At 43.0% G+C, this 26,138-nt stretch carries 24 protein-coding genes and 1 tRNA gene; 15 read left to right on the plus strand and 10 right to left on the minus strand.

Features of this window, described 5'->3' with window-relative positions; translation table 11 throughout:
• Nucleotides 1-125 precede the first annotated feature (125 nt).
• From nifB to modC, 7 genes are all read left to right on the plus strand, one after another.
• Nucleotides 126-1,433: a nitrogenase cofactor biosynthesis protein NifB gene (gene nifB / locus Q4592_RS01755; RefSeq protein ID WP_303508981.1), complete on the plus strand. Its 1,308-nt coding sequence runs from the start codon at nucleotides 126-128 to the stop codon at nucleotides 1,431-1,433.
• Nucleotides 1,433-1,699, plus strand: coding sequence for a ferredoxin (locus Q4592_RS01760; RefSeq protein WP_303508983.1), 267 nt, complete (start codon nucleotides 1,433-1,435; stop codon nucleotides 1,697-1,699). Before nifB ends, Q4592_RS01760 begins: the two co-directional genes overlap by 1 nt.
• Nucleotides 1,700-1,707: 8 nt before the next feature.
• Complete coding sequence (locus Q4592_RS01765; protein WP_303508986.1) at nucleotides 1,708-2,331, plus strand: nitrogen fixation protein NifQ; 624 nt, start codon at nucleotides 1,708-1,710, stop codon at nucleotides 2,329-2,331.
• A 482-nt stretch (nucleotides 2,332-2,813) separates the two neighbouring features.
• Nucleotides 2,814-3,647 carry a TOBE domain-containing protein gene (locus Q4592_RS01770; protein WP_303508988.1) on the plus strand — a complete coding sequence of 278 codons (834 nt, stop codon included), beginning with the start codon at nucleotides 2,814-2,816 and terminating at the stop codon, nucleotides 3,645-3,647.
• A gap of 18 nt (nucleotides 3,648-3,665) precedes the next feature.
• Nucleotides 3,666-4,433: a molybdate ABC transporter substrate-binding protein gene (gene modA, locus Q4592_RS01775; protein WP_303508991.1), complete on the plus strand. Its 768-nt coding sequence runs from the start codon at nucleotides 3,666-3,668 to the stop codon at nucleotides 4,431-4,433.
• 27 nt (nucleotides 4,434-4,460) lie between these two features.
• On the plus strand, nucleotides 4,461-5,141 hold the full coding sequence (modB, locus tag Q4592_RS01780; protein ID WP_303508993.1) for a molybdate ABC transporter permease subunit: 681 nt from the start codon (nucleotides 4,461-4,463) through the stop codon (nucleotides 5,139-5,141).
• On the plus strand, nucleotides 5,132-5,845 hold the full coding sequence (modC, locus tag Q4592_RS01785) for a molybdenum ABC transporter ATP-binding protein (RefSeq protein WP_303508995.1): 714 nt from the start codon (nucleotides 5,132-5,134) through the stop codon (nucleotides 5,843-5,845). The genes modB and modC overlap by 10 nt, the downstream gene beginning before the upstream one ends.
• Nucleotides 5,846-5,892: 47 nt before the next feature.
• On the opposite strand, the gene Q4592_RS01790 is transcribed toward modC, so the two are convergent.
• From Q4592_RS01790 to Q4592_RS01815, 6 genes are all read right to left on the minus strand, one after another.
• Nucleotides 5,893-8,991, minus strand: coding sequence for an efflux RND transporter permease subunit (locus tag Q4592_RS01790; protein WP_303508997.1), 3,099 nt, complete (start codon nucleotides 8,989-8,991; stop codon nucleotides 5,893-5,895).
• Nucleotides 8,991-10,103, minus strand: a complete 1,113-nt coding sequence (locus Q4592_RS01795) for an efflux RND transporter periplasmic adaptor subunit (RefSeq protein ID WP_303509000.1) — start codon at nucleotides 10,101-10,103, stop codon at nucleotides 8,991-8,993. The genes Q4592_RS01790 and Q4592_RS01795 overlap by 1 nt, the downstream gene beginning before the upstream one ends.
• Nucleotides 10,104-10,487: 384 nt before the next feature.
• Nucleotides 10,488-11,939 carry a catalase gene (locus Q4592_RS01800; protein WP_303509003.1) on the minus strand — a complete coding sequence of 484 codons (1,452 nt, stop codon included), beginning with the start codon at nucleotides 11,937-11,939 and terminating at the stop codon, nucleotides 10,488-10,490.
• A 339-nt stretch (nucleotides 11,940-12,278) separates the two neighbouring features.
• A tRNA-Val gene (locus tag Q4592_RS01805) sits at nucleotides 12,279-12,355 on the minus strand.
• A 236-nt stretch (nucleotides 12,356-12,591) separates the two neighbouring features.
• Nucleotides 12,592-13,590 (minus strand): DUF3080 family protein, encoded by a 999-nt coding sequence (locus Q4592_RS01810; RefSeq protein WP_303509006.1) that lies wholly within the window; start codon nucleotides 13,588-13,590, stop codon nucleotides 12,592-12,594.
• On the minus strand, nucleotides 13,587-14,984 hold the full coding sequence (locus Q4592_RS01815; protein WP_303509008.1) for an MATE family efflux transporter: 1,398 nt from the start codon (nucleotides 14,982-14,984) through the stop codon (nucleotides 13,587-13,589). Before Q4592_RS01815 ends, Q4592_RS01810 begins: the two co-directional genes overlap by 4 nt.
• Here Q4592_RS01815 and Q4592_RS01820 point away from each other — a divergent pair.
• Entirely contained in the window at nucleotides 14,983-15,603 is a 621-nt protein-coding gene (locus tag Q4592_RS01820) for a riboflavin synthase subunit alpha (protein ID WP_303509010.1), read from the plus strand. The two genes, Q4592_RS01815 and Q4592_RS01820, sit on opposite strands and share 2 nt — an antisense overlap.
• Here Q4592_RS01820 and Q4592_RS01825 read toward each other — a convergent pair.
• Nucleotides 15,600-15,803: a CPXCG motif-containing cysteine-rich protein gene (locus tag Q4592_RS01825; protein ID WP_137673217.1), complete on the minus strand. Its 204-nt coding sequence runs from the start codon at nucleotides 15,801-15,803 to the stop codon at nucleotides 15,600-15,602. The two genes, Q4592_RS01820 and Q4592_RS01825, sit on opposite strands and share 4 nt — an antisense overlap.
• A 206-nt stretch (nucleotides 15,804-16,009) precedes the next feature.
• Between Q4592_RS01825 and thrS the strand changes: the two genes are divergently transcribed.
• From thrS to ihfA, 7 genes are all read left to right on the plus strand, one after another.
• Nucleotides 16,010-17,935 carry a threonine--tRNA ligase gene (gene thrS, locus Q4592_RS01830; protein ID WP_137673216.1) on the plus strand — a complete coding sequence of 642 codons (1,926 nt, stop codon included), beginning with the start codon at nucleotides 16,010-16,012 and terminating at the stop codon, nucleotides 17,933-17,935.
• A gap of 3 nt (nucleotides 17,936-17,938) precedes the next feature.
• Nucleotides 17,939-18,481, plus strand: coding sequence for a translation initiation factor IF-3 (gene infC, locus Q4592_RS01835; protein ID WP_137673215.1), 543 nt, complete (start codon nucleotides 17,939-17,941; stop codon nucleotides 18,479-18,481).
• 100 nt (nucleotides 18,482-18,581) lie between these two features.
• The gene (gene rpmI / locus Q4592_RS01840) at nucleotides 18,582-18,779 is read left to right on the plus strand and encodes a 50S ribosomal protein L35 (protein WP_137673214.1); all 198 of its coding nucleotides are present in this window, start codon (nucleotides 18,582-18,584) and stop codon (nucleotides 18,777-18,779) included.
• An 18-nt stretch (nucleotides 18,780-18,797) separates the two neighbouring features.
• Nucleotides 18,798-19,151, plus strand: coding sequence for a 50S ribosomal protein L20 (gene rplT, locus Q4592_RS01845; RefSeq protein ID WP_137673213.1), 354 nt, complete (start codon nucleotides 18,798-18,800; stop codon nucleotides 19,149-19,151).
• A 178-nt stretch (nucleotides 19,152-19,329) separates the two neighbouring features.
• Nucleotides 19,330-20,310, plus strand: coding sequence for a phenylalanine--tRNA ligase subunit alpha (pheS, locus tag Q4592_RS01850; protein WP_303509019.1), 981 nt, complete (start codon nucleotides 19,330-19,332; stop codon nucleotides 20,308-20,310).
• A gap of 12 nt (nucleotides 20,311-20,322) precedes the next feature.
• A complete protein-coding gene (gene pheT, locus Q4592_RS01855; RefSeq protein WP_303509021.1) occupies nucleotides 20,323-22,710 on the plus strand; it encodes a phenylalanine--tRNA ligase subunit beta in 2,388 nt (795 codons plus the stop codon).
• Nucleotides 22,711-22,712: 2 nt separating this feature from the next.
• Nucleotides 22,713-23,006: an integration host factor subunit alpha gene (ihfA, locus tag Q4592_RS01860; RefSeq protein WP_016401503.1), complete on the plus strand. Its 294-nt coding sequence runs from the start codon at nucleotides 22,713-22,715 to the stop codon at nucleotides 23,004-23,006.
• A 58-nt stretch (nucleotides 23,007-23,064) separates the two neighbouring features.
• Here the strand turns inward: ihfA and Q4592_RS01865 are convergent, their stop codons facing one another.
• Genes Q4592_RS01865 through Q4592_RS01875 form a run of 3 tightly spaced genes read right to left on the minus strand, consistent with a single transcriptional unit; the run spans nucleotide 23,065 to nucleotide 26,126 of the window.
• Complete coding sequence (locus Q4592_RS01865; RefSeq protein ID WP_303509029.1) at nucleotides 23,065-23,823, minus strand: amino acid ABC transporter ATP-binding protein; 759 nt, start codon at nucleotides 23,821-23,823, stop codon at nucleotides 23,065-23,067.
• A 13-nt stretch (nucleotides 23,824-23,836) separates the two neighbouring features.
• On the minus strand, nucleotides 23,837-24,928 hold the full coding sequence (locus Q4592_RS01870) for an amino acid ABC transporter permease (RefSeq protein WP_303509032.1): 1,092 nt from the start codon (nucleotides 24,926-24,928) through the stop codon (nucleotides 23,837-23,839).
• Between the two features lies 1 nt (nucleotide 24,929).
• Nucleotides 24,930-26,126 carry an amino acid ABC transporter permease gene (locus Q4592_RS01875; RefSeq protein WP_303509035.1) on the minus strand — a complete coding sequence of 399 codons (1,197 nt, stop codon included), beginning with the start codon at nucleotides 26,124-26,126 and terminating at the stop codon, nucleotides 24,930-24,932.
• Nucleotides 26,127-26,138: the final 12 nt, after the last annotated feature.

The raw sequence follows: 26,138 nt of genomic DNA on the forward strand, positions 1-26,138 counted from the left end.
TACAAATACGACAGCCAATGCCTTTTCCTAAAGTTTTATTACTCATAACTATCTGTATTTTATGCATTTAATTATTGGAATAAGCTTTGCAACGTAAACAATAAAGTATCTAACAAGGAAGCTTTATGACTTTACAACACTTAAGGCAGAGCCAAACTAAACAGCCTGTAAGCGCTGAAGCTCAAGCCGCTTTAGTAGCAAAGCATCCTTGCTTTTCTAAAGAGGGTCACCGTTATGCAAGAATGCACTTACCGGTAGCGCCAGCCTGTAATATTCAGTGTAATTACTGCAACAGAAAGTTTGATTGCAGCAACGAAACCCGCCCTGGCGTAGTGTCTAAGTTATTATCTCCCGCTATGGCAGCACGACGTTTTGAAAAAGTAAAACAACATGTTCCAGAGACTCAGGTTGTTGGAATAGCCGGACCGGGAGATCCTTTGGCCAACCCAAAAGCAACCCTCGCCAGCTTGAAGGCTATCTCCAAAATAGATGAAGACGTGCATTTGTGCGTATCAACAAACGGTTTAGCGTTGGTTGATCAGCTTGATGCATTGCTTGCCGCTGGCGTAAAACATCTCACTATTACCATTAATTGTATCGACGCTGATATAGGGCAAAAAATCTATCCTTGGGTGTACTTTAATCAACAACGCTTACGCGGGCGCAAAGCTGCTCAAACCCTGATAGATAGGCAATTATTGGGCTTGGAGGCTGCCATAAACGCGGGTATGTTAGTTAAAGTAAATACCGTGTTGATCCCTGGGATCAATGATTTCCATATTGATTCTTTAGCTAAAGAGTTAGGTCGATTTGGCGCGTTTATCCACAACATTATGCCGCTTATTTCCGACCCCGCCCACGGTACTTACTTTGGTTTAATGGGGCAGCGTGAACCGAGCAAACAGGAATTAGATTTAGCCCGCCAAAGTGCCGGTCAAAGTATGGCGCAAATGACTCACTGCCAACAATGCAGAGCCGATGCAGTAGGCAAACTGGGTCAAGACATCGACCTTGCCGCAATTGAACAAGGTAGCGCTGTAGCCAATTCAACACTTCGAGTAGCAGTGGCGACCAGTAGTAACCAACTAATTGACCAGCATTTTGGTCACGCAACTCAGTTTTTAAGCTACTTGGTAAGCGCAGAGAGTATTGAACAACAACAAAGCGTTGATTGGCAGCAATACTGTTCCGGCAGTGATCAGTGTGCTGACGACAAGCAACAAGACTTAAACCAGCTTAGCCAATTTAATACCGTATTGTGCAGCCGAATTGGCCACACACCTTTGCAAGAGCTGTCTGACTTGGGCGTAGAGGTGAATACCAAATATGCCTTGCGAGACATTAAAGAGGCTTTGTTAGAGATACAACAATCGCTTATTAATCAAGTAAAGCCTGCCAAGCGAACTGTATGTAACGCCGGGGAGTGTAGCTAATGTCAGTATCTATTACCAAAGCCTGTATAGCATGTTTTGCATGTAAAGAAGTGTGCCCTCAAAAGGCCATCTCAAGTGGCCAATCGGCCTTTTCTGTGATTGCCCATCGCTGTAATGAATGCAGCAATAACCCTAATGGACCGCAGTGCGCGCATATATGCCCAGTTGAAACGGCGATTGTCGACAACAAAGGCCAGGCGCTTAACCCTCCCGGTTCACTAACGGGTTTGCCCCAAGATCTTAACGTGATCGCCTTATCAAACTAGGAGCGCTTATGGAACAACAAGTGTTTGATTCAACAGATGGTTTAATAGGTAGCGACTGGGTGCAAGCCTTAACTAAAGTCTGTTATCCAATGTCTTTGCATAACCGCAATTGGTTTAAACAAATTATTAGTGCACAACTGAGTGGTGAAGCAGCCTTGCCCTACGGGGTAGGCTTAGACAACTCGTGCTATTTAGATTTAAAACGTGCCATCAATAATAGCGAGATCGAAAATCAAGAATTGTTATGGAAGCAACCGTTCAAGGAGAGCTTGCGAAAACGCGCAAACGTACTGAGTGAAGTTTGTAGCCTGCGCGCCCAGGAACGCAATGAACTAATAGCAGTGTTGGTAGAGCACGCTAATCACAAAGCACCTTACGCCTTGCAAATGGCAATTATTGTGGCTACCGCGTGTTTGTCTCAATCTCACCTTTGGCGAAGTTTAGGCCTAAAGCATAGAGACGAACTCGGCGCTTTGTTGAAGTACAACTTTCCTGAGTTACACGCAATGAACACCAACAACATGCGGTGGAAACGCTTCTTTTATCGCTATTTGTGTCAGCAGGGCGGTGATTTTGTTTGTAGAGCGCCAAGCTGTGCGCAATGCCCCACCTATAGCGAATGCTTTGTGTAATTAAACGCCTCTATGCTGTCTATGAGGTTTGATATTTAGCATAGAGCGTTTGGATACTAAATAGTTTGCTCGCCAACTCTATGTGTCTATCGCTCGGTTAATCTTTCAATCTTTTCTTACATTAAAGAGGGATTCAGGTTCACCAATTAACCACATCTAACACCTTTTATGTTTAGCCTGTCATTACTGGTTAGCTAAACTCTGTACTTCCAATAAACAGTTCAAATTCAATCTAGTACAAAGATAAATACCCTTACCGGCAAACAGTATATTTGGTTCGTTGTATAGCTAACAATACAGCGCTTTTTGTTGCTTACACGACATAAGTTAGCAAGATAGGTAGTTCCTCATAGCCCGTGTCTAAGGGCTTTCAGGCCGATTCTGGCTTTGGCGCTGGATTTGCAATCAACCTTATACAAGCCCTCTAAACCATTGCTCAAGGCAATTAGCCAAGCAGTAGTTAGCGTTATATAGGTAAGACTATGACGGTGAATCAATTAAAAAGCGCGGTGCCCTTAATGGGCAAAATAAAACTATGTAGTGAGTTAGGCCCCTTCCTCTGCGACAAACGAATAAAACTACTAGAAGCGGTGGTGGAACATGGCTCATTAAGCGCTGCGGCTAAATCTATTCCTATGTCTTACAAAGCGGCATGGGACGCCTTAGATGCCATAAATAATCTGTCTGAAAAGCCGCTGGTCGTTAAGCAAAGTGGTGGCAAACATGGCGGAGGCACCCAATTAACCGACTATGGATTAAGCCTACTTAGTTTATACAAGGCGCTAGAACTCGAATATCAACAGGCGTTTGAGCAGTTAAAACCTACCTTGCAACAACCTAGTGCCGAACAACTCAATGTGGCTGATTTTCGCTTATTAATGCGTCGAATGAGTTTACGTAGTAGTGCACGAAATCAATTACTTGGTCAGGTAGTGATGATAGATAAAAAAGCGGTGAACAGCTTTGTGAAGGTAGCGATTAGCCAGCACCTTACGGTAAATGCAGTGCTAAGTAATGAGTCCGTAGAACTTTTAAATTTGAGTTTTGGTAGTCAAGTCTTGTGCCTCATAAAAGCGTCACAAGTGAGTTTACATCGAGGCGCCGAGGTCGCAAAAAATAATGTTAACCAGTTTGTTGGACGCGTTAGCAGAATTAACGAGGGAGAAGATAAGTTAGATATTACTGTGCAATTGGCAGAACAAAAAACCTTGTCGGCGATTATATCTAGCGCGTCTGCCGCACAGTTAAACATCAACGAAGCCAGTCAGGTAGCGTTATCGTTTAATGCTTCGTCGGTAATTATTTGTAGTTATTAATCTAAAAGGACGTTCGTAATGAAAAAATCTATAACTAAGTATTTCCCCCAAGCGGCGCTCGCGGTGATGTTTTTATTTAGTTCTGATTTTGTTGAAGCCGCAGAAGTAAAAGTAGCGGTGGCAGCAAATTTTTATAAACCAGTGCTAGCCATTGCCGATCAATACCAACAAGAAACGGGGCATCAGGTTAGCGTATCAGCAGGCTCTACGGGCAAGCTATACGCCCAAATAAAAAATGGCGCACCATTTGAGGTTTTTTTAGCCGCAGACCAAAAACGCCCGAGTTTATTAGTTGAGCAAGGTTTGGCAAAAGCCAGTAGTCAATTTACCTACGCTAAAGGCACGCTAGTACTGTGGTCAAGTAAACCTGAGCTAGTGGATGCGAAGGGCGAAGTATTAAACAGTGAAATAAAACACCTTGCTATTTGTAACCCTAAAACTGCGCCTTACGGAGCGGCGGCGGTAAGCGCGTTGCAGCATTTAGGTATCTATCCGCAGTTGCAAAGCAAATTTGTTGAAGGGCAATCGGTTGGGCAGACCTACCAGCAGATCAGTTCCGGCGCAGTGGATTTAGGCTTTGTCGCGTTATCTCAGGTGCTTGTAGATAGTAAGTTAAGTGGCGGGTCAATGTGGCTGGTACCAAGCAAGTTGTATGCTCCGATAAAACAAGACGCAGTATTACTTAATAAGGGCAATAGCAACCCGGCCGCTCAAGAGTTTATTGATTACTTACGTGAAAATCACATCACTGCGTTAATCAAAGATTTTGGTTACGAAGTCGAGTAACAAGCCGCAGAGGCAAAGGAGCTTTATATGCCTGATTTAGTCGTCGTTTATCTCACTCTTAAACTCGCGAGTGTGGTTACGTTAATTTTGTTAATCGTGGCTACTCCGTTAGCGTGGTGGATGTCGCAAACTCAGTCTCCATATAAGTCGATAGTAGGCGCCATGTTTGCTTTGCCTTTAGTGCTTCCTCCAACGGTATTAGGCTTTTATCTATTGTTATTGCTTGGGCCAAATGGCGCATTGGGTGAATTGTCTGAGTTTGTTGGCATAGGTGCGTTGCCTTTTACTTTCACTGGAATAGTGATTGCCTGTGTGGTGCATACTTTGCCATTTGTGGTTCAACCTATGCAAAATGCTTTTGAAGCAATAGGGAAACGACCATTGGAAGTCGCAAAAACGCTTCGAGCCAGCCCAAGCCGGGTATTTTGGAAGGTGGCATTTCCATTAGCTCGACCAGGTTTTTTTGCCGCTGCTATTCTCGGCTTCTGTCATACCATTGGTGAATTTGGTGTGGTGTTGATGATTGGCGGAAATATCGCCGGCGAAACCCGCGTTATGTCGATTGATATTTATAACCACGTAGAAGCGCTTGAATACAGCCAAGCTCATTGGTTAGCGGGTGGCATGTTGGTGTTTTCTTTTATCGCCTTACTGCTGATATACAGCCTAAATGATTTCGCCAAAAGGAGGCTTACTCAATGTGCTTAGAGTTATCATTAGATTCGCAGCGAGGTGATTTTAGTTTAAACATCGATATTACCTTACCGCCTTCCGGCGTGTCAGCACTGTTTGGGCCCTCAGGTTCAGGAAAAACCTCTTGTTTAAGATCTATGGCGGGCTTAGACCGTTTTGCAGGTGGGTATTTTTCGCTTAACGGAGAGGTGTGGCAAGATGACAAAAACAACATTTGGCTTGATTGTTATCAACGTGAAATTGGCTATGTATTTCAAGAAGCGAGCTTATTTCCTCATTTAAATGTAGAGAAAAACCTACTATTTGGTTATCGCTTAGTGCAGCCGGATAAACGCCAAGTAAGCATTAGTGATACCTGTGAGTTACTCAGTATTTCTCACTTACTTAAACGCCGAGTTACTTCTTTATCTGGTGGAGAGAGGCAACGTGTTGCCATTGCAAGAGCGCTATTAAGCTCACCAAAATTGTTACTCATGGACGAGCCCTTATCGGCGCTAGACGCAAAACTTAAGCAAGAAATCATTCCTTACCTAGAGCAATTACATCGGCAATTATCGATACCGGTTGTTTACGTTAGTCATGATATAGAGGAAGTGAAACAACTGGCCGATTACATGATTTTGTTAGAGAAAGGCCAAGTGGTGAGTCAAGCTTACGTGAGCAATTTTCAGTTAAACATAGAACCCGCGGCTACTCAGCATTATCTAAAAGCCGTATAAAAAGGCCAATGTCAGATGGCATTGGCCTAATTGCCCATCCACTATGGTTAGCTAGTCTGTTCGTTTGCTATTTCTTGTTCTAATAGTTGAGTAACATGCCCTGGCGAATGGGTTGAGCGAGCCAACAGTTGATACATCGCGGGAATAACCAACAAGCTAACTACCGAAGCGAAGGCCATACCAAATAACACCACCGTACCTACTGAAATTCGACTTTCGGCTCCGGCACCAGTAGAGATAATTAGCGGTACTGCGCCTGCTACGGTAGTAAACGCTGTCATCATAATAGGGCGTAAGCGTCGTGATGCGGCTTCTACAATCGCTTGGTTAAACTCGATGCCGCGGTCGCGAAGTTGGTTGGCATACTCAACAATTAAAATACCGTTTTTGGTCACCATGCCTATCAGCATAATCATCGCGATTTGACTGTAAATATTTAGGCTTTCACTCATGAAGTACATGCCTGCTAAGCCCCCAAATACGCCCATGGGTACCGTTAGCATTACCACCATAGGGTTGATAAAGCTTTCAAATTGCGCGGCTAATACCAAATAGGCAACCAACAGCGCTAATGTAAATATGATCAGGGTGCTGCTTTGGTTTTCTTTGTAGTCTTTTGATTCGCCACTAAAATCGATAGAAATATCGCTAGGCAGTTCATCTATTGCAAGTTGTTCTAAATAATCTAAGGCTTCACCTAGGGTATAACCTTGATTAACCGTTCCTGAAATAGTCACCGCGCGTTGTTTGTTTAAACGACTAAGTCTACTGGCTGAAGCCACTTCTTCTAGTTGCGTTACGCTGTCTAAGGTAATTAAGCTGCCGTTAGCTGCGCGTAAGTAAATTTTGCTGAGATCAGTAGCACTGTTAAAGCCTTCTTCGCCGCCACGTAAGTAAACGTCGTATTCCTCGCCACGATCTACAAAGGTCGTTTCACTGCGACCGCCCAGCATTATTTCCAAGGTGTCTGATATTTCGCTTACACTTACGCCCAGTTCAGCGGCACGTTGGCGGTCTATCTTCACAATAAGTTCTGGTGTTTTTTCTGAATAGTTAATGTCTATTGTGCTAATTATTGGATGAGACTCGGCGTGTTCTAAAATCACCTGTCCCCAATGATTTAATTCTTCAAAGCTAGAACCGGCCAATACAAACTGTATCGGATCGTCAGATTTACCTCTAAACCCCGGCTGCATAGGCCGTATCGAGATATCAGCAATGTTGGATAAGGTTTTACGCATTAGATTCACCACATCTCCTGCGTTTTGCTCTCGCTCAGCCCAGTCTTCTAACTGCACAATAATAAAAGCTGTGTTATCTCCCGCGCGTCCGCCAAAAGCGGGGGTTTGCATATTGAAGGATTTAATCAAGCCTTGGCCGACCAAAGGCATGATTTGCTGCTCGACTTGGTCAATGTTTTTGGTCATACGGTCGTAGCTGGTGCCTTCAGCACCTTTTACCATAATAAACACCACGCCTCGGTCTTCAACCGGTGCAAGTTGCGAAGGTATTTGTTGCATAAAGGCGATACTACCTAGCACACACAACACAATGGCAGTGGGGCCAGCAGTGCGAGTGGCTATGATTTTGCGCAATAGCTTTTGATAAGCAGGGATTAGTTTTGCGAAGGCTTTATCCATATAAGCACTGATTCGGCTTGGTTTAGCATTCAAGCTTAATAGTTTGCTGCTGAGCACGGGGGTGAGCGTTAATGCGATTAGCGAAGAAAAAATAACCGCTACCGATAACAGCACCGAAAACTCGGTAAACATTTTACCTACCATCCCATCCATATAAGCGATAGGTAGAAAAACCATCACCAAAACAAGGGTTGTAGCAATTACGGCAAAACCTACCTCGCGTGTTCCTCGATAAGCCGCTAACAAGGGTGGGGTACCTTGCTCTATGTGGTGGTAGATGTTTTCCACCACCACAATGGCGTCATCCACTACCAAGCCAATCGCTAAAATCAGTGCCATTAAGGTAATGAGGTTAATGGAAAAGCCAAAACTTTGTGCGGCAATAAACGCAGCAATTAACGACACCGGTACAGTAATTGCCGGGATAATGGTGATTTTTGCTTGGCCTAGGAATATATACAGAACCAGCACCACAAGCGCACCCGTGATCATGAGGGTTTGGTAAACTTCGTCTATCGCCTGGTCAATAAACACCGTTGAATCGTAGTCTACCTTAAGCTCTGTTCCGTTTGGCACAAAGCGTTGTAGTCGTTCTACTTCTTCTGTGACTTTAGTGGCCACTTCTAAAGGGTTGGCATCTAATTGAGTAACAATCCCTAGGCTTAGGTTTAAAATACCGTCACTTTTAAAGGTGGAGTTCTCATTCTCTGCACCAATAAATACACTGGCTACGTCTTTTAGATAAACGTGTGTTCCGTCTTCGCTAGTGCGGATCCGTAAGTAATCAAAGTCCTCTGGTTCAGCGTATAAGCGTTCAGTTCGCACCGACATTACCGTTGTGTCGTTACGAATTTCGCCGCCGGGTAGCTCTAAGTTCTCACGATTAAGCGCCGCGACTATGTCACTTGGTGTGACTTGTCGACCAGCCATAAGGGTAGGGTCGAGCTTTACGTACATTACCTTATAAAGTGCGCCGGTTAAATCCACCGAACTCACACCGCTAATTAAGTTAAAGCGGTCAATCAATACCCGTTCGGCATAATCGGTTAGCTCGGTACGATCCATTATGCTGGAGTTTAAGTTGATATATATCGAGGCTTCGCCCGAGCCATTATCCTTAGATACTACGGGATCGGTAATTTCGTCTGGCAAACTACGTTTGGCTCGTTCCACTGCGTCACGAACATCGCTCACGCCTTCGGTTAATGGCCAACCAAGCAAAAATGTTACGGTGACTCGCGACATACCGTTTCGAGATACAGAATCAATTTGGTCAATACCACTTATGCCAGACAGCTGGTCTTCAATTACCGAGGTAATTTGGCTATCGATAATGGTGGCAGATACGCCTTCATAGCGAGTAGAAATGGTAACCACCGGGTTTTCTACATCTGGCATTTCTAGAACTGCCAGTTGGCTAAACGATACTAGACCGAATACACACAGCAAAAGGCTAAGTACAATTGCCACCACTGGGCGCTTAACCGAAACATCAGATAACCACATTAAATAGCTTCCTGTTCATCATGAGTTATCGATTCGCTAGACGGTTTAGCATTTTCATTCTTGGCGATTTGCTGCTCTACGTTTTTTACCTTTGCTCCATCTCTTATATTAACCAAGCCTTGTATAACAATGTTGTCGTGCAAGCTGATACCTTGGTCGATAAGTACAAAATTGTTAATACGTGCACCGAGTTGCACTTCAGTACGGTGTGCAATGTGTTGCTCATCAACCACATAAACGTAGCGCTTAGTACCTGAATACTCGATAGCTTGCACTGGGATCATCGCTTGGGTAGCAGGCGGTAAGGTAAGCGTTGCTCGCATCATCATGCCGGGCTTTAATTGGTCACTGGTGTTGTCAAATGCGACTCGAACCTTAAGATTCAGCGTATCGCTGTCTACCCTTGGGTCTATAACATCGATGCTGCCAGTAAAATTTTGCTGAGACCACGCAGGTGTAGAGGCTTGAATACTCATGCCCTTTTCTAACAGAGACAAGTATTGGTCTGGTACGTTTAAATCTAGCTGTAGGTCTTGTAGGTTATCTAAGTTTAATAAGCTTTGATTCGCACTCACTAACGCGCCTTTGCTAATATCTACTAAGCCGATCACGCCAGAGAAGGGGGCGGTTAAGCTGTGGTCATCTAAGTCTGATTGTGCTGATGTAACCCGAGCTTTGGCGATGATCACGCTGGCGAGTTGGGCGTCAAAGCTGGTTTGCGAAACGGCTTTACGTTTTAGCAGTTGCTCAAATTCGTGTAGCTTACGCTGTTCATCGGCTAAGTAGGCTTTAGCTTCATCTAATAGCGCTTTAGCTTTAATACTATTTAGCTCTATCAGTACCTCGCCTTGTTTAACCCGTTGATTTGAACTCACGTTAATTTTTTCGATTTTGCCGGTTACCTCGGCAGCTATCGATACTGATTGTCGAGCACTTAAGGTTCCAATCAAGCTGAGTTCTTGAGACAAACTATGCTGTTGTACGTCTTCTGTTGTGACTAGCGTAGGTGCAGCGCGACGAGGTGCATTATTCGAATTAGATTGCTGGTTGATAAAAATTAACGCCAGCATGCTAACGATTAGAACTGGCGGTACCACAAAACGTAAATACATGAGAATCCATACAGCATAGAAAGGAACCCTATTTTACCGTTTTGTTGTTTCAGCTGGCGTAAAGCGAATGTAAAGAAATGCAAAGCTTTATCTTTACACTATTCCGCGTATGTCCCTTAACTCTTGTGTTTATGCTAACAATGACGCCTGAATCGATGAAAAAGGCAGCTTGTAGATTCATTTTTTGGATACAGTAAGGCTGCGTAGTAAACCAGAACAGGCAGAGGCGGGTTCAGTAGCATTAAATGAGGATGTTGGAAGATGCAAATCAAGCCTAAGTCTAAAATTATCTAACCATTGCTTGCGATAAAAATCTAAACACTAATAAAGAATTAGGGCTAGGGCACTCATAGTAACCTCTCGGTTACTATGAGGTTTTTAGGCTTATTGTTGGTATTCGCTCTCTGCTATCTTCAATAGTTCAGCAATTCCCTTGGCATACGCCGGGTCGGCTAAGTAACAGTGTTTTAAATGGCGCAATTGGATTTCTTTAGGCACGCCACCTAAGTTTCTTGCGGTGTTATCAAACAAAATGGCTTGTTTGTCAGCCGACATTAAGCGGAATAAATCCCCCGGCTGGCTAAAGTAGTCATCATCTTCTCTATGATCCCAGTGTGCTGCTGCGCCATCTAGGCTTAGCGGCGGTTCTGAAAAATCAGGCTGTTCTGCCCATTCGCCTTGATCATTAGGTTCATAACCCAGAGTACCGCCGTGATTGCCATCGACGCGCATGGCACCATCTCGATGGTAACTATGCACCGGACAACGAGGCGCGTTTACTGGAATGCTGTGATGATTTACCCCTAAACGGTAGCGCTGTGCATCACCGTAGGAAAACAGTCGACCTTGTAACATCTTATCTGGAGAAAAGCTGATACCAGGTACTACGCTCGCTGGATTAAACGCCGATTGTTCTACTTCTGCAAAGAAGTTCTCAGGGTTTCGGTTAAGTTCTAATTCGCCAACTTCAATCAATGGATAGTCATTGTGTGGCCAAATTTTTGTTAAGTCGAACGGATTGTAAGGTACCTTAGCCGCGTCATCTTCTGGCATCACCTGAATTTTTAAGGTCCACTTTGGAAAGGCTTTGTTATCGATACTTTCAAGTAAGTCTCTATGGTGACTTTCTCTGTCTTTTCCTATTAAGGTTTCCGCTTCGGCGTCAGATAAGTTTTCAATACCTTGTTGCGACTTAAAGTGGAACTTAACCCAGAAGCGTTCGTTGTTTGCATTGATTAAACTAAAGGTATGACTACCAAAGCCATGCATGTGGCGGTAGGTAGCGGGTATGCCTCGGTCACTCATCACGATGGTTATTTGGTGAAGCGCTTCAGGTAACGAGGTCCAAAAATCCCAGTTGTTTTTAGCACTACGCATATTGGTTCTTGGATCGCGTTTAACTGCATGATTTAGATCTGGAAATTTTAGTGGATCACGTAGAAAAAATACTGGCGTATTGTTACCCACTAAATCCCAGTTGCCTTCTTCGGTATAGAACTTAATGGCAAAGCCGCGAATATCTCGTTCGGCGTCGGCTGCACCGCGTTCACCCGCTACGGTTGTAAAGCGCGTAAACAGCTCAGTTTTTTTACCTACTTCGGAAAACAATTTGGCTTTTGTGTACTGAGTAATATCATGAGTCACTGTAAACGTGCCGTAAGCACCAGAACCCTTAGCGTGCATGCGCCGCTCTGGAATAACTTCACGATCAAAATGCGCTAGTTTTTCTAAAAACCAAACATCTTGAAGCAGTTGTGGCCCTCTCTTTCCAGCAGTTTCTACGTTCTGGTTATGAGCAACCGGACAGCCGGCGGCTGTAGTTAACTTTTTACTCATGTTGATACCTTCTATGGTGACAATGTAATCCTGAAAAATTGAATCTCATTAAGTCCTAAAAGAGTATGGACTCTAGTTCTTTTTTAAGCGACTCAGGCAGGGCACTACAATGTCATTTACATAGATTTACATATATTTGTGTGACAAATATATGTTCTTATATAACGTGTTTTACGGAACGGGTTTTAATGATTTAAATCAAAGACGTTCAAGGTAAAAAAGTTTAAGAGATAAGCGAAGTGACCGCTGGATAGGGGCGTTAACAATAGATTAAAGCGCAAACGAATAATCTGCTGGCTTAGGGAAGTTAAAGAGTAAGAAAATTGATGCTTAGAGAAGTGGTATTCGCGAGTGGATTTGAACCACCGACCCCTACCATGTCAAGGTAGTGCTCTAACCAACTGAGCTACGCGAATATCTTAGGTGTTAGCTGTAATTGAGAGTGATTTAAAAGCCGCTCCGCTTTACAGCGACTGCAATACTAGGGGAGAGCGTATCGTCAGTCAATAGTTGTAGATTTCGTTTGCTCAATAAGTGGCCTTTACAGCGCACAATTTAACTAAATGAGGCGTAAAAGGCTGAATAAGCATAAGCATAAGCAAATGGAACCCTTATCGCTTTAAAGCCTCGGCTTAGATAGCTGTAAGACTTGTTAAGCTTTACAGCTATCCAAAATCAATTGCCATTGTTTAACGTGCTGTCGATTACTCTCTTGAAAATCTAAATGGATTTTTTTTGTAGTCATTAACAAAAACGAACTTTTCTGTGAGTGGTAAAGGGCCGTTAAGGGAGGCAGTAATAGTCGAACGCTTTGATCAAGTTCTGCCAGATAGCCTTGTACTTTTTCCATATAGACTTTGTGCAGAATATTTTTGAGAACGATGCCGTTTTTGCGGTCATTTTTACAGTTGAACTCGAGCTTTTCTAACGCTGTAGAAATCTCATTGAGCCACAAGCTAGAACGTTGCATTTCTTGTAACAAGGCAAAAATACTAGGTCCCTTAGCAAACGACTCACTCAGTGCCAACAGTCCTTCATGGTCGAGGTTCTGATCTTCTATAAGTTGTTGCTGTAACTTGTTTAAGTAACTCAAATTGTTGGCTAGGGATTGATAAGCAGAGTAGGGCTGTTGACGCAATGCGTGGTCGCTCTGCCACAAGTAACGTAAACTTTGCTCGTTAACTAAATAGTTGCCCCAATAAAGATCCACCGATTGTATTTTTTTATTGAGAATCACTGTTAGCGTGTCTTCTAGCTTTGGTTCTAGTTGCTTGCCTTGAATACACGCTGCTATGCCTTGGATGATTTTAGTGTGCCAAACTAGCTGGTAATCCGCTGCAGCGTGTTTACCTAAACTGGAGTTTCCATCAAAAATAACCTGGTCTAAGCCACATTGTTTTAAGCCGACACTGTCTAGCAGTGAAAGTTGTAACAATGGTTCTGGTTGTTGGTAATCACGCCAACTAAAAGGAGTTAATGTTCTGGTTGTTTGGGGGGCAGTAATATTGATGTTCAAGACGCGATTTAAACGAGCGCTATAATCCCCAAAGAGCTGATCACTACGTGGGGCTAACCAATTAAGCAGGGAGTAAATGCAGGCAACTAGAATGACACTAGCTGCCAGCAAGTAAAAGAAGTTAGCCCTACTCATGCTTCCTTGTTGATTAGGTGCAGCTTATGCGGATTGTTAGTGGCCCACACTAGCCTTGAGAACAAGCCAATCGCGCAGGCGGTTAATGCGAGTACTATTGCTATCCAAAAACCTATCACACCCATTGGCTCGCTAGTAAAGTAATCGGTAAAAGTAAGTATAGAACCTACACCTAAGCCTATTGGCCAAAAGCTAATCAGCGTAACTATTAGGATGAAACGGGTATCTTGGTAACCCCGCAGCGCGCCAGCACAGCATACCTGTAATGAATCGGACAACTGATAAGTTGCCGCTAGCAAAAACAGAGGTGCGGCAATAGCAGCAACCGCGGTGTTATTGGTATACCAACCAATAATGTCATGACGAAATAACACCGTAGCTGTGGCAATAAACACCGTAGCTATAATAGACAAAATAACCCCGCTGTAGGCACTAATTTGTGCTTTATCTAACGACTTTTCGCCCATGTAATTACCCACTCTTATAGTTAAGGCAATGCCAATGCTTAAGGGCAACATAAACACCATAGAGGTAAAGTTTAGGGCGATTTGGTGTGCTGCAACAATGTCGGCACCAAGCGGTGATAGCAACAGAGCAATCATCGAAAACAAGGTCACCTCAAAGAATATAGCGCCACCAATCGGCAAGCCAAGTTTGAACATTCGCGAGATAATTGCCCAATCAATACCAGAACCCTGCTCAAATAATTTTAACGGCAGCAAAGTTGTACTTCGCTTGGCGTAAATAAGCATAGCAATGGCCATAAACCAATTGACCATTGCGGTTGCAACACCACAGCCAGCGCCACCTAGTTTTGGCATGCCAAGCAAACCATTAATAAACACATAATTAATGGGAATATTTAAGGCCAAACCAGCAATACCGATGAGCATAATGGCTTTAATATTTGAACACGCTTCGTTGACACCGCGTAATACCTGATACAAGGCGAAAGCTGGCAAGCCAAAGCTAACAAAAAACAAGTATTGTTTGGTTAAACCCACCAATTGCGGTTCTACATCCATCACATTGAAAACGTTTGGTGCAAACCACAAGATCACCCAAGCAGTAGCGGCGAGTATTAAAGAAATAAATAAGGCTTGGCGAAAAATGTTTCCGCCTTTAAACGCTTGTTTAGCGCCTATTTGATAAGCCACCAATGGTGTAACCGCCATCAATATGCCTTGTAATAACAAAATGATGGGGTTAAAAAAACTGGCTGCAACTGCAACAGCAGCTAAATCGGTAGGGCTTACCGAGCCAGCCATAATTGTGTCAACAAAACTCATTCCAGTTATGGTAAGTTGAGCCACGACAATAGGCCCTGCCAAACGTAAAATGGCAAAACACTCTTTTGAAAAACGTTGTTTAAAACCCAGGAAAAAATACTTCATGTTCACCGGAATAGTTCAAAGTAAAAGAAAAGTTGTCAAAGTCGAACGAGCGCCAGGCTTAATGAAGCTCTGGGTCGATTTAGTGGATATCGAAGGCTTAAACATAGGCGCTAGTGTTGCGATAAACGGGACCTGTTTAACCGCAGTCAACATTAGCGAACAAGGCGTTCAATTCGACTTGATACAAGAAACGCTAAGTCTAACAAACTTAGACCTTATTAAAGAAGGGGATTTAGTAAATATTGAACGAGCTGCCAAAGTAGGTGACGAAATCGGTGGTCACCTAGTGTCGGGGCATATTCATACCACCGCCACCATATTAGACATGCAGTACTCAGAGAATAACCTAGCAATTCATCTATCGTTAGCTAACGAGTGGAAAGACTACGTGATTTATAAAGGGTTTATCTGCATAGATGGTGCAAGTTTAACGGTAGGCAAGTTAAGCGACCAAGGATTTTGGTTGCACATTATTCCAGAAACGCTGCGAGTCACTACTTTGGGTGATAAAGCGGTTAAAGATTTAGTGAACATAGAAATAGACAGTTCAACGCAAACTGCCATAGACACCATTAAACAACTCGCAAAAGCGGGAGATTTAAAACGCTGGCTTAGCTAAAAGAATTGCTCGTCATCTGCATCTACGTAGGCCAATAGCTTGTCGTTGCTCTCGTCTATATGTAGGCGACAATGAATGGGGTTACAACAAACACGGCAATCTTCGTAGAAGTCTTGGTCACCATTACTCGCATCCATAATTAGCGGGGTATGGTGGCCACAGGTAGGGCAAGAAATCATTTTTTCGACATAGTTTTTCATAACAACTACTCCAATATGTCCACCGTTTAATTATGGTTCAAATTCCTTGGTTCGACGAGCCTTCTAATCAATAAAGCATAAGCTATTGAAGTTATTTGTTCAGACCTTTAATATTGCCGCTCTTTTAAGTGCCTTAGGTACTCAATTTTATCGACTAAATCATGTGATGTTGCGTAGGCATCACCACTGTATGTGCAAGGATAAATATGCCAGTTATTACTCTCCCTGACGGTAGCCAACGTCAATTCGAAAACCCAGTATCAACCATGGATATCGCCGCTGATATCGGCCCAGGTTTAGCTAAAGCCTGCATAGCCGGCCGTGTAAACGGCGAGCGTGTTGATGCATGTGAACTCATTACCGATGACGCTCAAGTAGCGATTATCACGGCAAAAGATGAAGATGGTTTAGAAATCATTCGTCACTCTTGTGCGCATTTATTAGGCCATGCTATCAAGCAAATGTGGCCTGAAACCAAAATGGCAATTGGCCCTACCATTGATAACGGCTTTTATTACGACATCGATTTAGAGCATTCGCTAACTCAAGAAGACATCGACAATCTTGAGAAGAAAATGAAAGCACTGGCCAAGACAAATTACGATGTGATTAAAAAAACAGTGCCTTTAGCTGAAGCTAAAACGGTTTTTGAACAACGCGAAGAACCTTACAAGCTAGAAATTATTGAAGGCATTGACGCAAGTGCAACGCCAGGCTTGTACCACCACGAAGAATACATTGATATGTGTCGTGGTCCGCACGTACCTAACATGAAATTCTGTCACCACTTTAAGTTAATGAAAGTGGCTGGTGCATACTGGCGCGGTGATAGCAAAAACAAAATGCTACAACGCGTATATGGCACTGCATGGGCAGACAAAAAGCAACTAGCGGCTTATTTAAAACGTTTAGAAGAAGCAGCAAAGCGTGATCACCGTAAAATTGGTAAGCAATTAGATCTTTACCACATGCAAGAAGAAGCACCGGGTATGGTGTTCTGGCATGACTCTGGTTGGACTATTTTCCGCCAACTAGAAACCTACGTGCGCGAACAACTTACTAAGTACGAATACCAAGAAGTAAAAGCGCCGCAGATTATGGATCGTAGCTTATGGGAGAAATCTGGTCACTGGGACAAGTATGCCGACGGCATGTTTACCACTCAATCAGAAAGCCGTGAGTATGCAGTTAAACCGATGAACTGTCCGGGTCACATCCAAATCTTTAATCAAGGTTTGAAATCGTACCGCGACTTACCGTTACGTATGGCCGAATTTGGCTCTTGTCACCGTAACGAACCATCGGGCTCTTTACACGGTTTGATGCGAGTACGTGGCTTTACCCAAGATGATGCGCATATCTTCTGTACTGAAAATCAAATTCAAGACGAAGTCGCGTCGTGTATCGACATGGTATACGAAACATATAAGACTTTTGGTTTTGAAGAAATCGAAGTAAAACTGTCTACTCGCCCAGAACAGCGAGTAGGGGATGATGAAACGTGGGATAAATCTGAAAAAGCCCTAGCCGATGCGCTAACGTCTAAAGGTATTGAGTTTTCTTACCTACCTGGCGAAGGGGCTTTCTACGGACCTAAAATTGAATTCACTTTGCACGACTGCTTAGATAGAGCATGGCAATGTGGAACGGTTCAATTAGATTTCTCTATGCCTGGTCGTTTATCTGCCTCTTTTGTTGGCGAAGATAACGAACGCCACGTTCCGGTAATGATTCACCGCGCAATTTTGGGTTCATTAGAGCGATTCATCGGTATTTTGACTGAAGAATACTCAGGCTTTTTCCCAACTTGGTTAGCACCTCGCCAAGTGGTTGTGATGAATATTACCGATAAACAGGCCGATTTTGTCCATCAAGTAGTAAAAAAATTAAATAAACAGGGCATTAGAGCCATTGCGGACTTGAGAAATGAGAAGATAGGCTTTAAAATCCGCGAACATACTCTAAAGCGTATTCCTTACTTACTGGTTGTCGGCGATAAAGAAGTCGAAAGTAATGAGGTTGCGGTTAGAACTCGTAAGGGTGACGATCTAGGTAAATTTGCTGTTGATAAGTTTGTAGAGCAAATTAAACAAGAAATCGCCAATCGTGACAATAATTGTATTGAGGTATAAATTATAAAAACCGGAAGACGTGGTCAGCAACAAGCTGCAAGAGCACATAAGATAAATGAAGAAATTCAAGCTCAAGAATTACGCCTTACAGGCATAGACGGCGAAGCCCTAGGCATTGTTAGCTTGAATGAAGCGCTAGATATAGCCGGCGAGTCTGGTGTAGATCTAGTAGAAATTAGTCCTAATGCTGAACCACCTGTTTGTCGGGTCATGGACTACGGTAAGTTCATTTACGAAAAGAGTAAATCTGTAAAAGAACAGAAGAAGAAGCAAAAACAGATTCAGGTTAAGGAAATAAAATTCCGACCTGGAACTGACGAAGGCGACTATCAGGTAAAACTACGCAACCTGGTTCGTTTTCTAGAAGAGGGTAATAAAGCTAAAGTAACGCTACGTTTCCGTGGTCGTGAAATGGCACACCAAAGCTTAGGCTTTGATCTGCTAAACCGCATTAAAGGCGATTTAGAAGAACTAGCAGTTGTGGAAGCTTTTCCAAAAATGGAAGGTCGCCAAGCTGTGATGGTGTTAGGCCCTAAAAAGAAGTAACTAAGGCATCCAAGTAACAAACAGCTTACTTTAACCGGTAAGCTGTTTTTGTTCGCCTTTAGTTATATGTTGTTAATCTCGCAATGCGGAGTGCATGTAAATGCCAAAAATGAAATCGAACAAAGGCGCAGCTAAGCGCTTTAGAAAAACTGCTTCTGGTGGTTTTAAATACAAACAAGCTGGTCTTCGTCACATCCTGACTAAGCGCCGTACTAAGGTAAAACGCCACCTTCGTCCGAAGGGTATGATTGCTGCGTCTGATATCGCATCAATTGTTCGCATGTTGCCGTACGCATAAGTTTAGAGGAAATTAAGAATGGCCAGAGTTAAACGCGGTGTACAAGCACGTGCACGTCATAAGAAAGTCTTAAAACAAGCCAAAGGTTACTACGGAGCACGTTCACGTGTTTATCGCGTAGCCTTCCAAGCGGTAATCAAAGCGGGTCAATACGCTTACCGTGACCGTCGTCAGCGTAAGCGTCAATTCCGTCAGTTATGGATTGCACGTATTAATGCGGCTTCACGTCAAAATGGTTTGTCTTACAGCCGTTTGATTGACGGACTTAAAAAAGCATCTATCGAAATCGATCGTAAGATCCTAGCTGATATTGCTGTTTTTGATAAAGCAGCATTTACAGTATTGGTAGAAAAAGCAAAAGCTGCTTTATAAGTTTTATCAAGTTTGTAAAAGGGGAGCTTAGGCTCCCTTTTTTTATTGCAAAAAAATACCCATACTACCTACCTTTTCCCGGAACAAGTCTAGCTATAAGCAGTTCATTAAAGTACTATTTCCGGTCTTATTTAAAACGAAAATCAGCCTTCCCCCATTGGCGGAATATGAGGAAATCATGCTAGATCTTGATGCGCTAATCAATCAGGCTAAGACTCACATTGAAGCGGCTTCAGCGATTAACGAACTCGATGCCGTTCGCGTGGAATACTTAGGTAAAAAAGGACTAATGACTAAACAGCTGCAAGGACTTGGCAAATTAACGCCAGAAGAACGTCCTCAAGCTGGTCAGCTTATTAATCAGGCCAAACAAGTTATCCAAGACGCGTTAAATGCAAAACGTGAATTGCTAGTACAGCAAGAACTTAATGCAAAGCTTTCGGCCGAAACCGTTGATATTACTTTGCCCGGTCGCAGTGACGAACTAGGTGGTCTACACCCAGTGACTCGCACTATTGAACGCATTCAAACGTTCTTCGGAGAGTTAGGCTTTCAAGTTAAATCTGGGCCAGAAATCGAAGATGGCTTTCATAACTTTGATGCATTAAATATTCCTGAGCATCATCCTGCTCGCGCCGACCACGATACGTTCTATTTTAATCCTGATTTAGTATTGCGTACCCAAACTTCGGGTGTGCAAATTCGTACCATGGAAACTGAAAAGCCGCCGATTAGAATTATTTCTCCTGGCCGCGTTTATCGAAACGATTACGATCAAACCCACACGCCAATGTTCCACCAGGTGGAAGGATTGATGGTTGATAAAAACGTAAACTTCACTGAATTAAAGGGCGTGTTGTATGACTTCCTGCAAAACTTCTTTGAAGATGACTTACAAGTACGTTTTCGACCGTCTTACTTCCCGTTTACAGAAACTTCTGCAGAAGTGGATGTTCTTGGTAAAAACGGTTGGTTAGAAGTGCTTGGTTGCGGCATGGTACACCCAAATGTATTACGTGCAGTAAACATTGACCCTGAAGAATACACCGGCTTTGCCTTTGGTATGGGTGTAGAGCGTTTAACTATGTTGCGTTACGGCGTTAACGATTTACGTTCATTCTTCGAAAACGACTTACGTTTCTTAAAACAATTTAATTAAGGGTTAATTAACATGAAATTTAGTGAATCATGGCTAAGAGAATGGGTTAACCCTAGCATTTCACGCGATGAGTTGTCTGAGCAGATCACCATGGCCGGCCTAGAAGTTGACGGCATTGAAGCCGTAGCGTCTAATTTTAACGGCGTTGTTATTGGTGAAGTGGTTGAGTGTGGTCAACATCCTGATGCTGACAAATTACGCGTAACCAAAATCAATGTTGGTGGCGACGAGCTATTAGACATTGTTTGTGGTGCCCCAAATTGCCGCCAAGGCTTAAAAGTAGCGGTAGCTCAAGTTGGCGCAGTATTACCCGGCGATTTCAAAATCAAAAAAGCGAAACTGCGTGGTCAACCTTCTCACGGTATGCTTTGTGCCTACAGTGAACTAGGCATCAGTGATGAGTCTGACGGTATTATGGAGCTTCCAAGTGACGCGCCAATTGGTACTGATTTGCGTGATTACCTACAGTTAGATGACGTAACTATTGAAGTTGATTTAACACCCAACCGTGCCGATTGTTTAAGCCTTCGTGGTTTGGCTCGCGAAGTAGGTGTGCTAAATCAAATGGACGTTGCCGAGCCACAATGGCAAAACGCTGTTGTAAGCATTGAAGATACGTTTACGGTGAACGTTGAAGCGACCGAGCAATGTCCACGTTACTTAGGACGCGTGATAAAAGGTATAGATGTAAAAGCAACAACACCTCTTTGGATGCAAGAACGTTTGCGCCGCAGCGGTATTCGATCTATCGATCCAGTTGTTGATGTGACTAACTATGTACTGGTAGAGCAAGGTCAACCAATGCATGCTTTTGATCTTGCAAAGCTAAACGGTTCAATTGATGTGCGTTTAGCAAACAACGGCGAAAAGCTGGTATTACTAGATGGTAACGAAGTTGAGTTAAAAGATAATACTCTGACTATTTGTGACCAGAGTGGTCCAATTGCTATGGCAGGTATCTTTGGTGGTGAGAAAACCGGTGTTACTGAAAGTAGCTGCGACATCTTTTTAGAGTGTGCGTTCTTTAGCAAACTGGCTATTACTGGTCGTGCCCGACAATATGGTTTACACACTGACTCATCTCACCGTTACGAGCGTGGGGTAGACTTCCAATTGCAAACTCAAGCAATGGAACGTGCTACACAGCTATTGGTTGAGATTTGTGGAGGCGAGGTTGGCCCAATTGTTGAGTCTGGTGATGAAGCTAAGCTTCCACAAGCGGCAACCATTACTTTGCGCCACGCGCGTTTAGAAAAAGTGATTGGTTACTCGTTTGCCAAAGATCAAGTTAGCGAAATCCTTACTCGTTTAGGTATGACTATTACTGAAACAGAACAAGGCTGGCAGGCAACTGCACCGAGTTACCGTTTTGATATGGCAATTGAAGAAGACCTTATTGAAGAGGTAGCGCGAATTTTTGGATATAACAACATTCCAAATGTTTCACCAGTTGCATCCTTAAAAATGAGTCAACACAAAGAAGTTGAGTTACCAGCAAGCAAGTTACGCCAATTGTTGTGTGGTCGTGGTTATCAAGAAGCGGTTACTTACAGTTTTGTTGACCCTAAACGCCAGCAACTATTGCACCCACAACAAGATGCTATGATTTTACCGCACCCAATTTCTGTGGAAATGTCGGCAATGCGTTTAAGTTTGTGGACAGGCTTGTTAGATACCGTGTCTTACAACCAAAAACGTCAGCAAGCTCGGGTTCGTGTTTTTGAGTCGGGTTTACGTTTTGTTCCTGATACAAACGCTGAAAACAATGTAAGCCAAACAGCAATGTTGGCTGGTGTGATTAGTGGCACAGCGAATCAAGAAGCTTGGAATAGCACAGAGCGAGAATTAGATTTCTTTGATATCAAAGGTGATGTTGAAGCGTTAATTCAACAAACCACTGATGCCGATTCATTTAGCTTTGAAGCTGCAAATATTCCTGCATTACATCCTGGGCAGTCTGCAAGCATATTGCGCCATGGTAAACATGTTGGGTATGTAGGTGCATTGCACCCACAACATCTAAAAGCCTTTGGCTTAAGTGGTAAAGTATTTGTATTTGAGCTAGAACTGGCAGCGGTTACTCAACGCAACTTACCAGACGCTAAGCCTGTTTCTAAGTTCCCTGCTAACCGACGCGACCTTGCTTTATTAGTATCAGAACAAGTTAATGCAGGAGATTTATTAAATTGCATTAAGAAAGTTGGCGGAAATCAATTAGTTGGCGTAAACTTATTCGATGTATACAAAGGGAAAGGCATTGCAGACGATATGCAAAGTATTGCGATTAGCTTAACGCTGCAAGAACAAAGCCGAACCCTTGAAGAAAAAGAGATTGCCGCTACAGTTGATACCATTGTAGAGGCGTTACGTTCAGAGTTTGACGCATCCTTGAGGGACTAGTTATGGCATTAACTAAAGCTGACCTGGCAGAAAATTTATTTGAAAACTTAGGCTTTAGCAAAAGAGAGTCTAAAGAAGTTGTAGAAGCGTTTTTTGAAGAAATACGGGTGGCTTTGGAAAGTGGGGAGCAAGTCAAAATTTCAGGTTTTGGAAACTTTGATCTAAGGGAGAAAAATCAACGCCCTGGTCGTAACCCGAAAACTGGTGAAGATATCCCCATCTCTGCGCGTCGAGTAGTCACCTTTCGTCCTGGGCAAAAGCTCAAGAGTAGGGTAGAGAACGCCGAACCAAAATAATGTTCAGTTAATAAAAAAGGAAGCCAATTGGCTTCCTTTCTTTTTATCTGTTTACTAACTAGTGATTTAAAATCTGGCTTAAGAATAGTTTAGTACGATCAGATTGTGGGTTCTCAAAGAACTGAACCGGTTCGTTCTCTTCAATTATTTCCCCTCTGTCCATAAAGATAACCCGATCTGCAACCTGCTTAGCAAAGCCCATTTCGTGGGTTACACAAAGCATGGTCATCCCTTCATTCGCTAACTCCACCATTACATCTAACACTTCTCTTACCATTTCAGGATCAAGAGCAGAAGTTGGCTCATCAAACAACATGATAGATGGATTCATACATAGGCTGCGAGCAATCGCTACGCGCTGCTGTTGACCACCAGAGAGTTGACCGGGGTACTTGTCAGCTTGTTCTGGAATTTTAACTCGCTCTAAGTATTTCATGGCAGTTGCTTCGGCCTCTGCTTTGGGGATTTTTTTAACCCAAATTGGCGCTAAACAACAGTTTTGCAATACCGTGAGATGTGGAAATAAGTTGAAGTGTTGAAAACACATACCTACGTCGCTACGCACTAACTCGATACTTTTTAAATCACTTTGTAATTCAGTACCATTTACAATTATGTCGCCTTTTTGATGTTCTTCCAGGCGGTTAATACAACGAATCATTGTAGACTTGCCAGAGCCCGATGGGCCACAGATAACAATTTTTTCGCCTTTGGCTACCGTTAAGTCTAAGTCTTTAAGTACGTGAAACTCGCCGTACCATTTGTTCATTCCCTTAAGTTGAATTACCACCTCAGGGCTTGCTTGATTAGAAGTCATTTAAATTTCCTTATTAATGTCCTGTGTGTAGTTTCTTCTCGAGATGGATCGAATAGCGAGACATGCTGAAACAGAACACCCAAAAAACAAAAGCGATAAATACATACATTTCGGTAGAAAACCCAAGCCAAGCCGGGTCAGCTAGTGCTGATTGACCGATAGCCAATAAATCGAATAACCCAATTACCAGTACCAAACTAGTGTCCTTAAACAAGGCTATAAAGGTATTAACGATAGACGGAATAGTAATTTTTAACGCTTGTGGCAAAATAATTAAACCCATAGATTGCCAGTAACTTAAGCTAAGCGCTTCACCTGCCTCGTACTGACCTTTAGGGATCGCTTGTAAACCACCACGAATTACCTCTGCCATATACGCTGATTGGAACATAATAATGCCAATCATCGCTCGAGCTAGTTTGTTGAAATCAACTTCTGCGCCAACAAACAGCGGCAACATAACCGATGCCATAAACAATACGGTAATAAGAGGCACTGCACGCCAAAATTCAATGTAGATAGTACAAAAGCTTCGTACTATTGGCATATGAGAACGTCGACCCAAAGCCAATAAAATACCGATTGGAAGAGCTGCAACAATACCCACGATAGCCAATACTAGTGTTAGCATTAAGCCACCCCATTGATGGGTTTCTACCTTAGGTAAACCGAAGGAGTCACCTAACAATAAGAAAAACACAATAATTGGGTATATAAACAAGCTGAATAACGCAATTTTAGGTTTGTGAGGGGTTTTCTCGTAAACCAAGGCTGCAATTAGAATCAAGAAGGTAACAAATACCAAATTGACTCTCCAGCGCTCAGCAGAAGGATAGAATCCATAGATTAACTGAGAAAAACGGTCTGCGACAAATACCCAACATGCGCCGTCGCTGGTACAAGCTTCGCGACTATCCCCAATCCAATCAGCTTGTAAAAACGCCCACTGAATAGCCGATGCTAAAGGTGGAATGATTAAGTACAAGATGAAAAGGGTAAAAAGGCTATTAAGCCAAGAAGAAAACAAATTCTTCTTTAACCAGCCCACAAAGCCAACACTAAGATTTGGTGGCGCTAGATCAGGTTTGAATTGATGTACTGACATATTAACGCTCCACCAAAGCCATTTTCTTGTTGTAGATATTCATCAAGATTGAAGTAGCAATACTAATGGTGAGATAAACCGCCATGGTTAGCGCAATAACTTCAATCGCTTGACCTGTTTGATTTAAAGTTGTTCCCATAAATACTGATACTAAATCCGGATAACCAATTGCTGTAGCTAACGATGAGTTTTTAGTTAAGTTTAGATATTGGCTGGTGAGCGGAGGAATAATTACCCGCATTGCCTGAGGAATGATCACTAACTTTAAGGCTTGAGTTCTGGTTAAGCCTAAAGACTCTGCTGCTTCACTCTGACCTTTACTTACGGCCAAAATACCAGATCGAACAATCTCTGCTATAAAAGCAGCGGTGTAAAAAGTAAGCGCGACTAATAAAGCGGCTAACTCTGGAATAATTACCATACCACCACGGAAGTTAAAGCCCTTTAATGCTGGGTACTCTAAGCCAATTGGCGAGCCCATTAAAAAGAATACAACCGTAGGCACCAAGATAATCATTGCTGCAGAAACAGAAAAAATAGGGAAGGGTTGACCAGTAAGCATTTGACGCTTTTTAGCCCACTTGGCTAAAACAAAAGAGCCAATAATTGCCAAAATAAAACTAATGACAACGATATTAGCGCCAGACTCCATAATGGGACCTGGCATGTAAAGGCCACGCACATTCAAAAACACCGCTTCACCAATGCTAAGACTTTGCTTAGGACTAGGCAGTGCTCTAAGTACCGCAAAGTACCAAAAGAATATTTGCAGAAGTAAAGGAATGTTACGCAGAGTTTCAATGTAAACGGTGGCAACTTTAGAAACCAACCAGTTTTGCGACAGGCGTGCTACGCCCATAATGAAACCAAGAATAGTGGCAAATATAATACCCAATACAGATATTAGAATTGTGTTTAACAAGCCAACTAAAAAAGTGCGCCCAAACGTGTGACTTTCGTCATATTCGACCAATGACTGAATAATACCGAAACCTGCAGTTTGGTTCATAAAACCAAAGCCGGTCGTAATACCACGTTGTTCTAAGTTATAAAGAGCGTTACTGATGATGTAGAAAAAGAAACCGATAACACCAATAACAACGAGAATTTGGAAAACTAGCGCTCTTACGTTGGGATCAAACCAGATCTTACGAAGACTATTTGCTGAGTTATCCTTTGAGGAAGGATGGGCAGCCATATAATGTAACCT

Origin of the sequence: Agarivorans sp. 1_MG-2023 (genome assembly GCF_030548385.1) — a bacterium.
GTDB lineage: Bacteria > Pseudomonadota > Gammaproteobacteria > Enterobacterales > Celerinatantimonadaceae > Agarivorans.

What these genes read in the sequence shown, in the direction of transcription:
- Q4592_RS01875 (WP_303509035.1), bottom strand. Translation starts at nt 26,126, where the DNA reads ATGGCTGCCCATCCTTCCTCAAAGGATAACTCAGCAAATAGTCTTCGT.
- rplT (WP_137673213.1), top strand. Translation starts at nt 18,798, where the DNA reads ATGGCCAGAGTTAAACGCGGTGTACAAGCACGTGCACGTCATAAGAAA.
- Q4592_RS01810 (WP_303509006.1), bottom strand. Translation starts at nt 13,590, where the DNA reads ATGAGTAGGGCTAACTTCTTTTACTTGCTGGCAGCTAGTGTCATTCTA.
- rpmI (WP_137673214.1), top strand. Translation starts at nt 18,582, where the DNA reads ATGCCAAAAATGAAATCGAACAAAGGCGCAGCTAAGCGCTTTAGAAAA.
- Q4592_RS01760 (WP_303508983.1), top strand. Translation starts at nt 1,433, where the DNA reads ATGTCAGTATCTATTACCAAAGCCTGTATAGCATGTTTTGCATGTAAA.
- ihfA (WP_016401503.1), top strand. Translation starts at nt 22,713, where the DNA reads ATGGCATTAACTAAAGCTGACCTGGCAGAAAATTTATTTGAAAACTTA.
- Q4592_RS01770 (WP_303508988.1), top strand. Translation starts at nt 2,814, where the DNA reads ATGACGGTGAATCAATTAAAAAGCGCGGTGCCCTTAATGGGCAAAATA.
- Q4592_RS01795 (WP_303509000.1), bottom strand. Translation starts at nt 10,103, where the DNA reads ATGTATTTACGTTTTGTGGTACCGCCAGTTCTAATCGTTAGCATGCTG.
- modA (WP_303508991.1), top strand. Translation starts at nt 3,666, where the DNA reads ATGAAAAAATCTATAACTAAGTATTTCCCCCAAGCGGCGCTCGCGGTG.
- Q4592_RS01815 (WP_303509008.1), bottom strand. Translation starts at nt 14,984, where the DNA reads ATGAAGTATTTTTTCCTGGGTTTTAAACAACGTTTTTCAAAAGAGTGT.
- Q4592_RS01765 (WP_303508986.1), top strand. Translation starts at nt 1,708, where the DNA reads ATGGAACAACAAGTGTTTGATTCAACAGATGGTTTAATAGGTAGCGAC.
- pheT (WP_303509021.1), top strand. Translation starts at nt 20,323, where the DNA reads ATGAAATTTAGTGAATCATGGCTAAGAGAATGGGTTAACCCTAGCATT.
- Q4592_RS01865 (WP_303509029.1), bottom strand. Translation starts at nt 23,823, where the DNA reads ATGACTTCTAATCAAGCAAGCCCTGAGGTGGTAATTCAACTTAAGGGA.
- Q4592_RS01800 (WP_303509003.1), bottom strand. Translation starts at nt 11,939, where the DNA reads ATGAGTAAAAAGTTAACTACAGCCGCCGGCTGTCCGGTTGCTCATAAC.
- modC (WP_303508995.1), top strand. Translation starts at nt 5,132, where the DNA reads ATGTGCTTAGAGTTATCATTAGATTCGCAGCGAGGTGATTTTAGTTTA.
- Q4592_RS01870 (WP_303509032.1), bottom strand. Translation starts at nt 24,928, where the DNA reads ATGTCAGTACATCAATTCAAACCTGATCTAGCGCCACCAAATCTTAGT.
- pheS (WP_303509019.1), top strand. Translation starts at nt 19,330, where the DNA reads ATGCTAGATCTTGATGCGCTAATCAATCAGGCTAAGACTCACATTGAA.
- thrS (WP_137673216.1), top strand. Translation starts at nt 16,010, where the DNA reads ATGCCAGTTATTACTCTCCCTGACGGTAGCCAACGTCAATTCGAAAAC.
- nifB (WP_303508981.1), top strand. Translation starts at nt 126, where the DNA reads ATGACTTTACAACACTTAAGGCAGAGCCAAACTAAACAGCCTGTAAGC.
- Q4592_RS01825 (WP_137673217.1), bottom strand. Translation starts at nt 15,803, where the DNA reads ATGAAAAACTATGTCGAAAAAATGATTTCTTGCCCTACCTGTGGCCAC.
- Q4592_RS01790 (WP_303508997.1), bottom strand. Translation starts at nt 8,991, where the DNA reads ATGTGGTTATCTGATGTTTCGGTTAAGCGCCCAGTGGTGGCAATTGTA.
- Q4592_RS01820 (WP_303509010.1), top strand. Translation starts at nt 14,983, where the DNA reads ATGTTCACCGGAATAGTTCAAAGTAAAAGAAAAGTTGTCAAAGTCGAA.
- modB (WP_303508993.1), top strand. Translation starts at nt 4,461, where the DNA reads ATGCCTGATTTAGTCGTCGTTTATCTCACTCTTAAACTCGCGAGTGTG.